At 39.2% G+C, this 15200-nt stretch carries 10 protein-coding genes, 4 tRNA genes and 1 pseudogene; 7 read left to right on the top strand and 8 right to left on the bottom strand.

All coding sequences use genetic code 11. The annotated features are described in order from the left end of the window. Positions 1 to 6: 6 nt before the first annotated feature. From QF042_RS25645 to QF042_RS25635, 3 genes are all read left to right on the top strand, one after another. A complete protein-coding gene (locus QF042_RS25645; protein ID WP_373459110.1) occupies positions 7 to 1461 on the top strand; it encodes a Gfo/Idh/MocA family protein in 1455 nt (484 codons plus the stop codon). 397 nt (positions 1462 to 1858) lie between these two features. Further along, positions 1859 to 2941: a Gfo/Idh/MocA family protein gene (locus QF042_RS25640; protein WP_307532974.1), complete on the top strand. Its 1083-nt coding sequence runs from the start codon at positions 1859 to 1861 to the stop codon at positions 2939 to 2941. A 407-nt stretch (positions 2942 to 3348) separates the two neighbouring features. Further along, positions 3349 to 7077, top strand: a complete 3729-nt coding sequence (locus QF042_RS25635) for a tetratricopeptide repeat protein (RefSeq protein WP_307532973.1) — start codon at positions 3349 to 3351, stop codon at positions 7075 to 7077. Between the two features lie 385 nt (positions 7078 to 7462). On the opposite strand, the gene QF042_RS25630 is transcribed toward QF042_RS25635, so the two are convergent. The 6 genes from QF042_RS25630 to QF042_RS25605 form a co-directional block, all read right to left on the bottom strand. Then, positions 7463 to 8206: an SDR family oxidoreductase gene (locus tag QF042_RS25630; protein WP_307532972.1), complete on the bottom strand. Its 744-nt coding sequence runs from the start codon at positions 8204 to 8206 to the stop codon at positions 7463 to 7465. A 51-nt stretch (positions 8207 to 8257) separates the two neighbouring features. Continuing rightward, positions 8258 to 9148 carry an AraC family transcriptional regulator gene (locus QF042_RS25625; RefSeq protein ID WP_307532971.1) on the bottom strand — a complete coding sequence of 297 codons (891 nt, stop codon included), beginning with the start codon at positions 9146 to 9148 and terminating at the stop codon, positions 8258 to 8260. Positions 9149 to 9281: 133 nt separating this feature from the next. Then, positions 9282 to 9353, bottom strand: a tRNA-Glu gene (locus QF042_RS25620). A gap of 70 nt (positions 9354 to 9423) precedes the next feature. Beyond that, positions 9424 to 9499: transfer RNA gene (locus tag QF042_RS25615), tRNA-Met, on the bottom strand. A gap of 89 nt (positions 9500 to 9588) precedes the next feature. Then, positions 9589 to 9660: transfer RNA gene (locus tag QF042_RS25610), tRNA-Glu, on the bottom strand. Between the two features lie 70 nt (positions 9661 to 9730). Continuing rightward, positions 9731 to 9806 (bottom strand) — tRNA-Met (locus QF042_RS25605). 113 nt (positions 9807 to 9919) lie between these two features. On the opposite strand from QF042_RS25605, the pseudogene era reads away from it, so the two are divergent. The 4 genes and pseudogenes from era to QF042_RS25585 all read left to right on the top strand — a co-directional run bounded on the left by era (position 9920) and on the right by QF042_RS25585 (position 13590). Then, positions 9920 to 10817: pseudogene (gene era / locus QF042_RS25600) on the top strand (GTPase Era). Between the two features lie 36 nt (positions 10818 to 10853). Further along, complete coding sequence (locus QF042_RS25595; RefSeq protein WP_307532970.1) at positions 10854 to 11360, top strand: TlpA disulfide reductase family protein; 507 nt, start codon at positions 10854 to 10856, stop codon at positions 11358 to 11360. 155 nt (positions 11361 to 11515) lie between these two features. After that, entirely contained in the window at positions 11516 to 12817 is a 1302-nt protein-coding gene (der, locus tag QF042_RS25590) for a ribosome biogenesis GTPase Der (protein ID WP_307532969.1), read from the top strand. A gap of 263 nt (positions 12818 to 13080) precedes the next feature. Then, on the top strand, positions 13081 to 13590 hold the full coding sequence (locus tag QF042_RS25585; RefSeq protein WP_307532968.1) for an N-acetyltransferase: 510 nt from the start codon (positions 13081 to 13083) through the stop codon (positions 13588 to 13590). Positions 13591 to 13836: 246 nt separating this feature from the next. Here the strand turns inward: QF042_RS25585 and blaB1PEDO are convergent, their stop codons facing one another. Together blaB1PEDO and QF042_RS25575 are read right to left on the bottom strand one after the other, a co-directional pair. Then, positions 13837 to 14547 carry a PEDO-3 family subclass B1 metallo-beta-lactamase gene (gene blaB1PEDO, locus QF042_RS25580; RefSeq protein WP_307532967.1) on the bottom strand — a complete coding sequence of 237 codons (711 nt, stop codon included), beginning with the start codon at positions 14545 to 14547 and terminating at the stop codon, positions 13837 to 13839. 69 nt (positions 14548 to 14616) lie between these two features. Next, the gene (locus tag QF042_RS25575; protein WP_307532966.1) at positions 14617 to 15123 is read right to left on the bottom strand and encodes a GNAT family N-acetyltransferase; all 507 of its coding nucleotides are present in this window, start codon (positions 15121 to 15123) and stop codon (positions 14617 to 14619) included. Between the last annotated feature and the right edge of the window lie 77 nt (positions 15124 to 15200).

Here is a 15200-nt window from a genome sequence, read left to right as displayed (position 1 = left end):
TTAATGATGATAGAAGATAAGGCAAATTCGAAAACCGGAAATTCGAGAAGAAACTTTATTAAAACCACGGCACTTGCCGCGGCAGGATTTATGATCGTACCCCGCCATGTATTGGGTGGGCCAGGTTTTCTGGCGCCAAGCGATCGTTTACAATTGGCTGGAATAGGTGCCGGTGGAAAAGGAGAAAGCGATATTGCCAGTATTGTTAGGGGAGGTAAAACTGATGTGGCATTTTTATGCGATGTAGACGATAGAAGGGCGGCAAATTCTTTAAAAAACTTTCCAAAGGCAAAATATTATAAAGACTACCGTGAGTTATTGGATAAAGAAGGGAAAAATATTGACGCCGTAACGGTATCAACACCTGATCATACCCACGCGCAAATTGCCATGGCCGCCATGCAATTGGGCAAACACGTATATGTGCAAAAACCTTTAACACACGATATTTACGAAGCCAGGATGTTAACTGAGGCTGCAAACCGCTATAAAGTGGTTACACAGATGGGTAATCAAGGCGCTTCTGGCGATGGCGTAAGAAGACTTCAGGAATGGTACGATGCAGGCAGGATAGGTAAAGTCCATACCGTTTACTGTTGGACCAACCGACCAGTATGGCCACAGGGAATTTCGTGGCCAACCGGAACAGCCGAAATACCGAAAGAACTCGATTGGGATTTATGGTTAGGTAGTGCTCCATACAAAGAATATGTAAATAAACTAGTTCCCTTTAACTGGAGGGGATGGTGGGATTATGGAACTGGTGCCATTGGCGATATGGGTTGCCACTTAGTAGAACCTCCTTTTAGGGTATTAGGCTTAGATACGCCTATTAGTGTAGAATGCAGTGTAGGCAGCGTGTATGTAGATGAATTTAAGCGCGCCTATTTACCAGAAAGTTGTCCGCCATCAAGTCACGTCATTTTAACTTTTGCCAAAACGCCAAAAACCAGGCACGAGGTTCAGGTGCATTGGATGGATGGAGGCATTAAGCCAGAGCGTCCGGAAGAATTGGGACCTAATGAAAGTTTTGGTGATAATGGTGTGCTTTTTATTGGCACAAGAGGTAAGATGATCTGTGAAACTTATGGTAAAAACCCTAGGTTATTGCCTTTATCGCGCAACGAATCGGATAAAACCAAAATCACCATTCCACGTATCGCAAATCAGGAAGAAGGCCATTATACTCAATTTGCCGAAGCTGCCATTGCCGGTTATGGGAAAATGCAACTCAGCTCTCCATTTGAAATCGCCGGACCGCTTACTGAAACTTTATTGATTGCCAACCTGGCCATTAGAGGAACAGATGTACAGCGCAAAGATGCAGCAGGTAAGATCAGTTATCCAGGCAGAGATATCAAAATGCTTTGGGATAAAGTAAACATGAAGGTGACCAATTTTGATGAAGTAAACCAATTTGTGAAACGCGAATACCGCAAAGGCTGGACTTTGGGCGTTTAATAATTAAGGTAGGAGGTTGAAATTATATCAAAATGAGTGAAAAGGTTTTTTGGAAAGCAACCTACTATTTTCATTTTATTGTTAGTCCTGTGTTGTGCTGTAGCTCCGTGAAAAACGGAGGCTGCCGCTTCACCCAGGTTTAAAAACTTTTGGTGGTTCTTCTATTAACGTGAGTTCTGGGGTTTAATTTCGTCATTGCGAACTGAAGAAAGGCTTTGCGTTGGAGTGAAGCAATCTTTTTTGATAATAAGCACATGATAGATTGCTTCGGCTCGCTCATATCCAGCCTCGCAATGACGGAATATTTCGCAACAATTTGATATCAGATATAAACACCCAAAACTTACGTTCTATTAACGTTATTGTTTTTAACCTTAGAACATTACAACTTTAATAAATGACAGAAAATAAGAATTTAAAGGTACTGGTAGTAGGCTGTGGTAATATGGGTGCTTCTCATGCCACAGCTTATCACACCTTAGCCGGTTTTGAAATATGCGGATTGGTTTCGACCGGTAAAAGCAAAGAAAAACTTAATGAAATATTGGGTGGGCAATATGACTTATATACTGATTTTTACCAGGCACTTGAAATAACTAAACCTGATGCCGTTTGTATCTCTACCTATCCCGATACACACGAAGCTTACGCTATAAAATCTTTCGAAAGTTGCTGCCATGTGTTTATTGAAAAGCCATTGGCCGATAGTGTAGCAGGTGCAATAAAAGTAGCCGAAGCAGCAAAAAAGGCAAATAAAAAATTGTTGGTGGGTTATATCCTCCGCTATCATCCCTCATGGGAAAAATTTACGGCACTGGCTCAGGAAATGGGAAAACCTTTGGTGATGCGCATGAACCTGAATCAACAGAGCCATGGTCCTAAATGGACGGTGCATCGCAACCTGATGAAAAGTTTAAGCCCTATTGTAGACTGTGCCGTACATTACATCGATATTATGTGCCAAATGACACGGTCGAAACCTGTACAGGTGAGTGCCATTGGTGCCCGGCTTACTGACGATATCCCGGAGTGGAATTACAATTATGGGCAGCTGCAGATCCGTTTCGAAGATGGTTCTATCGGGTGGTACGAAGCTGGCTGGGGGCCGATGGTAAGCGATAATGCTTTTTTTATTAAAGATGTTTTTGGTCCGAAGGGATCAGTATCCATTATGGCTAAAAAAACAGGGGCCGCTGGAAACTCTGATAATATTGATGCGCATACCAAAACCGAATCGATTAAAATACATCATGCCGATTTAGATGCTAATGATGAATTCAGTAAAGCCGATGAGTGGGTAGACCTTACCGACGAACCCGATCATCAGGAACTATGTAACCGTGAACAAAGGTATTTCTTAAAAGCCATTACAGAAGATATAGATTTAACCAATGCTACCGATGATGCTGTAAACAGCTTGAGGATTGCTTTTGCCTGCGATGAATCAGTGAAAACTGGTGGAATGATCCGGTTGGATTAAAATTCTTTCGTCATTTCAGCTTCTGCGATCGTTCTGAGCCTGTATCATAAATATCGAATTGTCATCCTGAGCTTGTCGAAGGACCTGCTTTAAATGTCTTACAAGGCGTTTCGACAGGCTCAACGTGACAAATTTGAAGTGAATTACAAATATGATACAGCCTCATCTATCTAGCTCGCGAATTCAGAAATAGGAATGTATTATGAAGAAGCTTCGTTAGTCTGTAACGAATACCTAACCTAATTGGTTAAGAGTTTCAAAAGATAATCTCCGGGGTTTTCCATATTTTCCTTTTGAATTCCCTCAGCTTTATGCATATTAAACGCTCTAAATGAGTGGCGTTTTTCTTGCTTATTTTTAATCTGAATTGCTTTGATTCAGATTTGTTTTTTTTATATCATTACAAAATGAAATTTAAACTATTAATTCTCTCAATTCTTGTTTCTTCGTCTATTCAGGCACAAACAAATTTGAACCCAGGCTGGGAATATTTTTTTAAAAACAACCGAACAGCGGCACGTGATTTTTTTACCAAGGCGGCACTTAAACCAGCATTTTCAGACGAAGCAAATGTTGCGCTGTCTATGATGACAGAAATGGATCGGCCAGCCCAAGAAGGTTTTAACTACTTAAATAAATTATCCAATACTTCTAAAAACCCTCAACCTTACCTTGTTGCGCTTTGGAGCGATTTGCCCAATAATGCTTCGAAGATAAAAACGGCCGACCAATTGGAGTTTTATAAAAAACTGGCTTTAAGAAAAGATGTTGACGGCACTATTAATGCATTGGCCTACGCATCGTTAGGTTCGCACTTCGAAGAAAAAAAACAATACACCGAAGCTGATCAATATTTTAATAAGATTGGCGAAATCGAAAATTGGTTAATCACAGGAGAGTATGAAAATATCTCCACCAGCGGTTTCGATAAACAGTACGATGATGTTTTAGCCCATCCGGAACTTAATTATGTTTTTACGGGTAAAAAGAACCGAAAATTTAGCTGGAGAACGGTGCCTTATGTACGGCACGATAAATGGTTCGATTTTACTTATTATAATACTTACGAAAATGCATTGCAGTTTGCCCAAACATTTGTTAATGCGCCTGCAAGTACAACAGCGCAATTAAGAATCGGCGTATCCGGATCGGTAAAGGTTTGGGTAAACGATCAGCTTTTAATCAGCGAATCTGAAGAAAGAAACAACGACCTTGATGCATACATTGTGCCAGTTAAGTTGAATCAAGGCTACAACCGCGTTTTGGTTCAGATAGGAGAGAGTTATGCAGGTAGATCGAATTTCATGTTGAGGTTAACAGATGCCAACGGAACACCAATAAACAACCTTTCTGCAACGAGTACACCACAGGCATATTTAAAAGAAACAAACCCGGCTCCAACTCAGCTAAAACCTGTTGGCTTTAAATATTTCGAAGATGCCTTGAAAGCAAAACCGCAGAGCTATTTAAATCAGTTAATGATGGCTAAGCTTTATTTGCGTTTAGGAAATGTATTCGATGCAAGGTTAATCCTGGAGAAACTTAAAAAGCGTTTTCCTGAAAGCACCTATCTCAACCTGATGATGATAGAACTGTTTGTTAAAGCCGATAATAGAACCGGTATTGAAACCCTTAGAGAAGAAATTAAAACACACGATCCGGAGTGTTCGCTAGCCCTGGAGCTCGTGTATACAGAGCATTTTCAACAGAATGATTACGTGCGCGCAAAGGAAGTTATTGCTAAACTGGAAAAAATTTATGGCGAGGATGAGGCGGTGCTAATGAAAAAGCTAAATATACTCGGCCAGGAGAAAAAACAACCTGAAATTATAGCGTTGGTAGAGAAAATTTACCCTCAATATTTAAATTCGGTAGATATTGTTAACTTAAAATATCTTATTGAAGTACAAATTAGAAAGAACCCTAAGGCGATTGATATTTTGCAGAAATACATTGATGAGAATAACGATTATAAGGCCGCTAAGTATGTGGCAAAGCTACATTTGGATAAAGGAGAAACCGATGCAGGTATTGATATTTACAAAAAAGAATTAGCAAACGATCCGATCGGATTTTCTATCTATACCGACCTTGCAGGTATTTATTATCAGTTGCAACAATACGATGAGGCAGAAAAATTATATTCAAAAGTACTCGAGATCGATCCTAATAATGCATTTGTATATTCTCAGTTGGGTACGCTATACAATGCAAATAAACAGAAAGAGAAAAGTGTTAAGGCATACGAAAAGAGTTTACAAATCGACCCGAATAATTACACGGTTATCCAGCTTTTAAGGACGCTTCAGGACAAAAAAGCGGTATTCGATTATTTCGAAAAACCCGATGTCAAAGCCATGGTGAGCAAAGCGCCATCTAAAACCGAATATCCCGATGGGCAGGTTGTGGTTTTAAATAATGAAGTGCAGAAAGTGGTGTATGAAAACGGTGGATCAGAAGAGAAACACTTTTTTACTGCAAAAATACTAACCCAAAAGGGCCTTGAAAGCATGAAGGAATATGCTATTTCATATAACAACGATCAGAATTATGCTGTAGAAATAGCTGAGGTAATAAAAGCAAATGGAACAAAAGTACCTGCCGAAACCAATAACAATGAGCTGGTATTTACAAACCTTGAAATTGGTGATGTGATTAATATGCGCTATAAAATCGAAAATTTCCATGTTGGGGCTATGTCTACCCACTTCTGGGACTCTTTCTATTTTAGTGATGGTTTGGATAATCTCAATATTAAATATTCACTGTTAATTCACCGCGATAAAGCCTTTAAATACGTCTTCTCACAACAGGACATTGCGCCAGTCAAAACGGCTAAGGATGAATTTGATCTGTATGTATGGGAAAAGAATAAACAGGAGGCCTTGAGGTATGAGGATAAAATGCCTCCAATGGATGATGTAACCAATATGCTTTATTTATCATCTATTCCCGACTGGAAATTTATTGCCGATTGGTATGACAATATCGCATCGGCTAAAGCACGGAGCAGTTATGAAATAAAAACAGTTGTAAACGATTTGTTTGCAGGTAAAAGTAATTTGGATGATTTAACCAAAATCAAGATGATTTATAATTACATCATTACCAACATTGCATACAGCTCCGTATCGTTCAGGCAAAGTGGTATTATTCCTCAAAACCCATCAACAGTTATTAATACAAGAATTGGCGATTGTAAGGATGTATCTACACTTTTTGTGAGTATGTGCAAAGAAGCTGGCATTACAGCAACACTAGCTTTGGCAAACACCAGAGACCGTGGGCAGAATACATTATTGTTACCCAGTATAGAATTTAATCACTGCATTGCCAAATCTACAATAGGAGGGAAAGATTACTGGGTAGAACTTACTTCTGGAACATTGCCTTTTAATACTTTCAGCAATACTTTCCTGGGGTCCAATGTTCTCGAAATTAATAAAACAAGCACAGCGCTAACCAAGTTTAACCCCGGCATAAGAGGAAGAAATATGATGGGCTACAAAACCGAGGTTAAATTGGAAAATGCTGATATGATGGTTAAGGAAACGAATTGGAATACCGGATCAATGTCTAGCTATATCAGGAGTGTTTTTAACGATTTGAGCAGTGCAGATCAAATCAAGAAAATGAAAGAAGATCTAACGGGTATCTATCCGGAAAACGAGATTTATAACCTTAGTTTTACGAACCTCAATACCTCAAAATCTACCTCCGATACTGTAGGAACAGCCTGTTCATATAAATTGCTTAACGTGAGCAAAAGTGTAGCGGGCATGTCGATATTTTCTATTCCATGGTCAAATAAATCATATGCAACAGCCTTACAGGTGGTTTCGCCGAGGAAATTTGGTATCGATCTTACGCAGTTATTTGGTGTTGATGAGTCTAATCAGGAATTATCATTAGAACTTCCAACCGGAAGAGCTATGGTTCAGCCTTTTAAAGCCGTTCAACTGAGTAATGATTTTGTTGATTTCAAACTAGAAAGCGTACAACAGGGTAATAAACTCGTTTTAAAACGGAGTTTTGCATTAAAGAAAGATTATGTTCCTTTAGATAAGATCGATCAGTTTAAGGCTTTTTATAAAGAAATGGCAGAAGCCGATGATCAGCAACTGGCCATGAAATAAGAACAACTTAGAGAGATTGTATCATAAACGCAATTTATCCTTCGGTTTTTGTCATGTTGAGCTTCCCGAAGAATCGGGATAAGTAGTCGAAACACATAAAAGCATATTAACTAATTCCCTAAGAAAGGGTCGTCATTGCGAGGAGGAACGACGAAGCAATCTTTCCTGCTAGTAATCCTGCCATAAAGATTGCTTCGCCGGCTGAAAAAGCCTTCTCGCAATGACGATAATCTGAGGAGATTTATCTCCTTAAAATCCCTGTTATTTATATATTGATTTTTATACAATAAATTAACGCTCAGGATGACAAATCTATTATGATAAACCCTTTAAGTTATATAGAAAGTTGCCAAAAATTAGCTACATCTCCATAGCAAATTCGTGCTTACCACGGACTAATGCCAGTCTCTGGGGCATTATCGTCACTAAAAAATTGTCCTGTTGGTCCATCTGGGCCTAACGTAGCTGCTTTAACTATTCTTGCTGCTGCATCTGGCACTGTCCCAGGACCTGAGTGATGGTTAAAGTCCGTTGCTGTATAACCCGGGTCGACTGCATTTACCTTAAATGGAGTACCTTGTAAGTTGTTGGCCAATACAATAGTATAGGCATTAAGGGCGGCTTTCGAAGAAACGTAATCCACCGGTTTTACACTATAGTATTTCCACGTAGGATCGTTATGTAAGGCAAGTGAACCTAAACCTGATGTAACATTAACGATTCTTGGTTCTGATGATTGTTTCAACAGGTTTATAAAAGTTTGTGTTACTGCAATTACACCAAAAAAGTTGGTTTCAAATACTTGTTTAAATACACTAATGTCGGTTTCCAGTGCATTTTGCATGGCACCACTAATACCTGCGTTGTTAATCAACACATCGAGGGCTGTAATTTTCTGACCAAGCAATTCTCCTGCAGCTTTAATTGATTCAACGTTATCTACATCAATTTCAATCGGTTCTACCTCGGTTAAACCCTCTGATTTTAGTTGATTTATGGCTTGTTCACCTTTTTGGATATCCCTGCAGCCTAGAAATACGTAATATCCTTGCTGTAATAATTGTCTGGCTGTTTCAAAGCCAATGCTTTTGTTTGCTCCTGTAATCAGTACTGTTTTCATATTTTTCATAGTACAAATGTATAATGGGTGCACGATCTGGCTAGCACACATCCAACGGTATTAATGGTACATTTCGCGGATATTGGCCCTGTACACTGCGGGCGTTACACCAGTTTCGCGTTTAAAAAAGCGGTTAAAATAAGAGGTGTCAGAAAAACCTAAGTCAAAGGCAATTTCTTTTAAAGAATGCCCGGTGTGAAAGAGCAACCGTTGCGCCTCCAGCACCAATCGCTCATGGATATGTTTAATGGCCGGTTTGCCACTTTGTATTTTCACCACCTCGCTTAAATGTCCTGATGAAATGTTCAATAGTGAAGCATAATCGCCTACTTCCCGTAGTTCGCGATAACACTCATTAATCTTTGTCAGAAAACCTTTCAATAGCAATTTCTCTGCTGAGTGATTACGCTCCTTATACTGTTCCGAATACAACCGGCTTAAATAGGTAAGCAACACGGTTAGGTGGGCGGTAAGCATACGTTGCTGCCACTCGCCAGGTTTTTGATATTCGGCATTGATTTTGACGAGTATGTCCTCAACAAAGTTAAGATCGGCTTCGGTTAGGGCTAACTCATGTCCATCGTGCGGGTTTTCGATAATGGGTAGTTTGCTTAGCGAAGCATTTTCCTGAAGGGAGAGAAACTCATTGGTAAAAGCAATGCCGGTGCTCCATAGCTGCTTAAAACCTTCTTTTACAATGATGTGGCCTGGGCCAGAAAAATAAACGGTATTGTTTTTTAGCGTATAGGGTGTCATATCAATCCATTGACGGCTATCGGCCTGTCTGATCAAAACAATCAGGTAATGATCTTTCCGGTGAGGGATAAGCAGTTCCGACTTGTTTGGTAAAGTACCTTCAAAATGATAAACCCTAAAATTTTTATTCCCTGCTATTTCGTCGGGTTCTAAGGTATAAACAGGTAGCTGTTGATTGGGATGGAGTGTTTGCATCGCTTAAAACAAATTGAAAGAAAAGGAATTGCCCTGGTTGTGACTGAATAGCGTCCAATATACAATTATAGGCATAAGCCTCCGTATTGGATATAAAAAAAGCATCAACCTTTATCAGATTGATGCTTTTTCGTAGCCCGTAGGGGAATCGAACCCCTGTTTCCAGAATGAAAATCTGGCGTCCTCACCCCTAGACGAACGGGCCATTTTTCAGTTTTAAATTTCCAGTTTTCAGTAGGCAATTAAAATTGCTAACTGAGAACTACCAACTGACTTGGTAGCGGGGACACGACTCGAACGTGCGACCTTCGGGTTATGAGCCCGACGAGCTACCAACTGCTCCACCCCGCACTCTATTGTATTTTTAAGGGAAATACCAACCTTCAATTTTACAGTATTGAAACTGATAAAAAAAACCGCTCAGCTCTGTAGCGGTTTCGTAGCCCGTAGGGGAATCGAACCCCTGTTTCCAGAATGAAAATCTGGCGTCCTCACCCCTAGACGAACGGGCCATTTTTCAGTTTTAAATTTCCAATTTTCAGTAGGCAATTAAAATTGCTAACTGAGAACTACCAACTGACTTGGTAGCGGGGACACGACTCGAACGTGCGACCTTCGGGTTATGAGCCCGACGAGCTACCAACTGCTCCACCCCGCACTCTATACAACTCGTTTTTTCTTTGAATTAAATCCTTAACTCTGTTTCCGAATTGGAATGCAAAGATATAATTCGTTTCTTTGTGCTGCAAATTTTTTTTAAAAAATATTTTAATGGCGCATAAAGCAGGTTTTGTTAGTATAATAGGTAAACCAAATGTAGGTAAATCCACCCTCATGAATGTGCTTGTAGGCGAGCGACTTAGCATTATAACTCCTAAGGCACAAACCACAAGACACCGCATTTTAGGGATCGTAAATGAAGAAGAATATCAGATCGTTTTCTCTGATACACCGGGTATAATTAAACCCAAAATACAGTTTACAAGAGAGTATGATGAGCTTTGTTAACGGATCTTTGACCGATGCCGACGTGCTTTTGTTCGTAACCGACATCAACGAAGCGCATGATGAGGAAGACGTTTTAGAGAAAATTCTGAACCGTAATATCCCAACAATTGTACTCATCAATAAAATAGATAAAGCATTACAAGAACAGGTTGATGAGAAGATTGCGTACTGGCAGGAGAAGCTAAATCCGGTTGCTATTTATGCAATTTCTGCTTTACATAAGCACAATGTCGACGGATTATTGGACCGCGTGCTGGAAATGTTGCCAGAACATCCACCATATTATGATAAAGAAGATTTGACCGATCGCTCAGAACGTTTCTTCGTTTCGGAGATCATCCGCGAAAAAATCTTCCTTAATTATCAGAAAGAAATTCCTTACAGCACCGAGGTAATTGTAAAGAGTTTTAAAGAAGAAGAACTGAAAAACGGTAAAGGTGCAATGATTCGCATTACTGCAGAAATTGTGGTAGAACGCGATTCGCAAAAGAACATTTTAATCGGTACTGCGGGTAGCATGCTGAAAAAAGTGGGTACAGAAGCACGTTTAGAAATCGAGAAGTTTTTAGACAGCAAAGTTTTCTTAGAAATGTTTGTTAAAGTGATCCCGGATTGGAGAAGTAAAAAGAATTACCTGAAAAGCTTTGGTTACGATAATTAATTTCGATTTTTATTAGATAAAATCAAAATTATAACCATGAAAACAAGTTTAACGTTTCTCTTACTGTTTATGAGTACTGTGATTTTTGCGCAGGAATCGAACAATGGTAAAAAATTGTGGGCAAAATCTATCCTTAACGAAAAGGCGCCAGAATTAGTAGTCGAAAAATGGATTTCAAAACAACCCGATACCAAAGGGAAGTTTGTGCTAATCGATTTTTGGGCAACCTGGTGTGGGCCATGCCGGGCATATATCCCTACATTAAACGATATTCAAAAGAAATATGCCGATAAAATTGTAATTATTGGTGTTTCTGATGAAGCAGCAGAAAAAGTAGAAGCTTTTAGTAATCCTAAAATCAACTATTTTGAAGCCATTGACACGAAAGGGACGATTAAAGATTCGCTTCAGGTTAAAGGCATTCCGCATGCTATTCTGATTGATCCGAAAGGAATGGTAAGATGGGAGGGTTTTCCGTTGTTGCAGGGAAATCAGTTAACCGAAGAAGTAATAAAAGGACTTTTAGATAAGTATAAAAATTAATATTAATGAAGGTTACGAAAATTAACCTTACCTTTGCAGCCCGAAATAAGTCGGTTAGTAGTTGATAGTCAATGGCTGATAGCCAAATAGTTTGGGCAGCTTGCTTAAACATCACGACCGTTAACTATAAGCCATTAACTATCAATAGAACACCCATGAGTAATATTATAGCCATCGTAGGCAGGCCAAACGTAGGCAAGAGTACCCTTTTTAACAGATTAACCGAAAGCCGTAAGGCGATCGTAGATGATATAAGCGGCGTAACCCGCGACAGGCACTATGGTGTGGGCGAATGGACAGACAGGCAATTTACCGTAATCGATACCGGTGGTTATGTAGCCAATTCAGAAGATGTTTACGAAGCTGCCATCCGCGAGCAGGTAATGATCGCCATCGAAGAAGCCAGTGTTTTGATCTTTATGGTTGATGTAACTACAGGCATTACTGATTTGGATGATGACATTGCCCAGGTATTGCGCAGAAGTAATAAGCCTGTTTATGTTTGTGCAAATAAAGTAGACAATACCGCATTATATAACGAAATCCATACTTTTTATGGTTTTGGATTAGGCGAAGTATATGCATTATCATCAATGACGGGTTCTGGAACAGGAGAGTTATTGGATGAGGTTGTTAAAAACTTCGAAGATATTCCTGAAGAAGAAAACCAGTTGCCTAAAATTACCATCGCAGGTCGCCCTAATGTGGGTAAATCTTCTTTAGTAAATGCATTAATTGGTAAAGAACGTAATATTGTTACCGCAAATGCAGGTACAACCCGCGATTCAATCAAAATCCATTATAATCAATTTGGTCATGAGTTTATGCTGATCGATACTGCCGGATTACGTAAAAAAACCAAGGTTAAAGAAAATTTAGAGTTTTATTCGGTAATGCGTACCATTAAAGCTTTAGAAGAGGCTGATGTTGTGGTATTAATGATTGATGCCGTAGAAGGAATCGAAAGTCAGGATATCAATATTTTCCACCTGGCCGAGAAGAACAAAAAAGGTATCGTAATTTTGGTCAACAAATGGGATTTGATCGAGAAGAATACCCAAACGATGAAAGCTTTCGAAGAGCAGATCCATGAGCGTATCCGCCCGTTTACTGATGTGCCAATTGTATTTACTTCAGTTTTAAATAAACAACGTATTTTCAAAGCAATTGAAGTGGCTTTAGAGGTTTATAAAAACCGTAGCAAGAAAATTCCTACATCTAAATTAAATGATGTAATGTTGCCGCTGATCGAGAAATTCCCGCCACCAGCATTAAAAGGAAAACACATTAAGATAAAATACATTACCCAGATTAATGCCACTTCGCCAATGTTTGCCTTTTTCTGCAACTTGCCACAGTACATTAAAGATCCGTATAAACGTTTCATCGAGAATAAATTAAGAGAAAACTTCGATTTTTCGGGTGCACCGATTCAGATTTATTTCAGACAGAAATAGGTTTGAGGTTGAAGGTTTAAAGGTGGAAGGCGTAGGGCCAATATGCCTAGAAACCAATGTTATTTAAAACAGGGCTGCATCCATAGCGAAAGCAGCCCTGTTTTTGTTTTTGCTCGATCGTCATTTCGACCGTAGTGGAGAAATCTTTGAACTATTCAATAAATATAGTTTAAAGATTTCTCTCCGGAAAGTTCGGGACTGCGCTCCAGTCGAAATGACGATCCTCCTTATCTGTGGTCAGAAAATACCCTTACCTTTGCTCCATGCAATTACAAGTACAAAACAGCCTGTCTGCTGATATCGATACCATTTTTGAATTTTATGATATGGCTATTGCCCATCAAAAGAAAGTGTTCAATAAACACTGGCAAGGCTTTAGCAGAGAAATGGTGCAGACTGAAATCGATGAAAACCGCCAATATAAAATTCTTGTAGACAATGTAGTAGCTTGTGTATTTGCCGTTACGTTTAACGATAGGTTGATTTGGGGAGAGCGAGATCAGGATGCGATTTATATCCACAGGATTGTAACCCATCCCGAATTTAGGGGTTATTATTTTGTGAAGGAAATTATCAAATGGGCTAAGGATTACGCCGCAAAGAACAACATTAAATTTATCAGAATGGACACCTGGGCAGATAATGAAAAACTACTTGAATATTATACAGGTTGTGGTTTTGATTATGTTGGGGTAGTAACCATGGAAAAAACCGACAGACTGCCAAAACATTATGAAGGAATTAGTTTAAGTCTGTTTGAAATTGTGCTATAGTAATTAAAATTATGATAAAACGATCGTCATGCTGAACTTGTTTCAGCATCTTTGAGTTGATAATTTTTGCGCTGTAACTTTAGTTTAATGAATACTGGGACAAGTTATCCAATAACAGTTCCTAAAATCAGTCGTCATTGCGAGGAGGAACGACGAAGCAATCTTTCTAACTTGCGATAAAGATTGCTTCGGCTCGCTCAAACCCAGCCTCGCAATGACGACTGTCGTGAACTAAGCCTTTGCATTTTATTTCTCCTTCAATAGCTTCTGCGTATGATCTAAAGATTCCCTGTTCCCCCAGGCATCATGTCCGGTAATCACAAATTTGGTGTCAGGATATTTCTGCTTTAACTTTTCAATGCTTTTTGGCCATGCGGCTAAATCAGCCTCTCCAATATAACCCAAATCATTTGCTTTGGCGCTTTTAACCAGGCAACCGCCGAACAAGACTTTGTCTTTTGGAAACCAAATCACCAGATTGTCCTTTGTATGCCCCTTACCGCCGTAATAGGTGTTTATTTTATACTGTCCCACTGTAAAAGTAGTGTCGTTGGTAAAAGTATATGCCGCGCGTGGCTCTTTGTTGGTTTTCAGAATGTCATCGGTTAATTTACTGGTATAGGTTTTTATGCCCTTACTTTTAAAAAATGCTAAACCACCTGCACGGTCGCCATGCGAATGTGTGGCAACGGCTAGCACTACTTTTTGGTGGTGTTTAGCCTGAATAGAATCTAAAAAAGGCTGGAATTGCGTGGCATCCCAGGGCGCATCGATTACGACTACACCTTTATTGGTAACCAGGTAAACTGCATTTGCATCTGTTACGGCACCTTTGTAGGTATTGTAGGTGGTATAAACATACAGATCGCCTGATAAATGTTTGATTTTTAACTTTGGATTTTGCGCGAGAGCGATAAAAGCGGATAAAGAAAATAAAAAGGAAAAAAGATAACGCATAGATAAGTTTAAGGATTGATTTTAAAATAGAGGATTGCTTTCAATGCAAACGAACACAATTGATTTAAATTATTTCAATTCAATTTTCCAGCTTAACATATCATCAACTTCCCCAACATGAATAAAGTTGTTTTTCTCTAAAATAGAATAAGAGGCCACATTATCTTTTGCAGTAGCGGCAAAAACCGATTTCACTTTTGGCTGTTCCCTGGCCCATTCTATTAACCGGCCAACAGCTTCGGTCATAAAACCCCGGCCTCTAAATTCCTCATAGGTACCATAACCTATTTCAATTTCGCCATTCGGATCAGGCTCGCCAACAAAACAGATATCGCCTACCATTCTATGATCGGGTTTAGATATGATTGTCCATAAAGTATGGTACAGATAATCTTTATCCTTATCAAAGACATTAGGCAAAATGGTTTGTTCAAGTGCATCGTGCAGCGAAGGCGAAATGTTTTTCTTTGTTGGCAAAAGGCCAAACTCCTGTTCAAGTGAATGATCATCTTTAATGTATTTTAAAAGTTGATCATGTGTTAATGGTCTTAAAATGAGGCGTTCAGTTTCGATCATGCTTGAGGTTGTTAGATAGACCAATATAAAGCTTTGGATTTTGAATAACCAAAATTATAGAATAAGCTTTTGTTAAA

Source organism: Pedobacter sp. W3I1 (assembly GCF_030816015.1).
Classification (GTDB): domain Bacteria; phylum Bacteroidota; class Bacteroidia; order Sphingobacteriales; family Sphingobacteriaceae; genus Pedobacter.
The sequence above is the reverse complement of the archived record's forward strand: the minus strand, read 5'-3'. Positions and strand labels throughout refer to the sequence as shown.

What these genes read in the sequence shown, in the direction of transcription:
- QF042_RS25645 (WP_373459110.1), top strand. Translation starts at nt 7, where the DNA reads ATGATAGAAGATAAGGCAAATTCGAAAACCGGAAATTCGAGAAGAAAC.
- QF042_RS25640 (WP_307532974.1), top strand. Translation starts at nt 1,859, where the DNA reads ATGACAGAAAATAAGAATTTAAAGGTACTGGTAGTAGGCTGTGGTAAT.
- QF042_RS25635 (WP_307532973.1), top strand. Translation starts at nt 3,349, where the DNA reads ATGAAATTTAAACTATTAATTCTCTCAATTCTTGTTTCTTCGTCTATT.
- QF042_RS25630 (WP_307532972.1), bottom strand. Translation starts at nt 8,206, where the DNA reads ATGAAAAATATGAAAACAGTACTGATTACAGGAGCAAACAAAAGCATT.
- QF042_RS25625 (WP_307532971.1), bottom strand. Translation starts at nt 9,148, where the DNA reads ATGCAAACACTCCATCCCAATCAACAGCTACCTGTTTATACCTTAGAA.
- QF042_RS25595 (WP_307532970.1), top strand. Translation starts at nt 10,854, where the DNA reads ATGAAAACAAGTTTAACGTTTCTCTTACTGTTTATGAGTACTGTGATT.
- der (WP_307532969.1), top strand. Translation starts at nt 11,516, where the DNA reads ATGAGTAATATTATAGCCATCGTAGGCAGGCCAAACGTAGGCAAGAGT.
- QF042_RS25585 (WP_307532968.1), top strand. Translation starts at nt 13,081, where the DNA reads ATGCAATTACAAGTACAAAACAGCCTGTCTGCTGATATCGATACCATT.
- blaB1PEDO (WP_307532967.1), bottom strand. Translation starts at nt 14,547, where the DNA reads ATGCGTTATCTTTTTTCCTTTTTATTTTCTTTATCCGCTTTTATCGCT.
- QF042_RS25575 (WP_307532966.1), bottom strand. Translation starts at nt 15,123, where the DNA reads ATGATCGAAACTGAACGCCTCATTTTAAGACCATTAACACATGATCAA.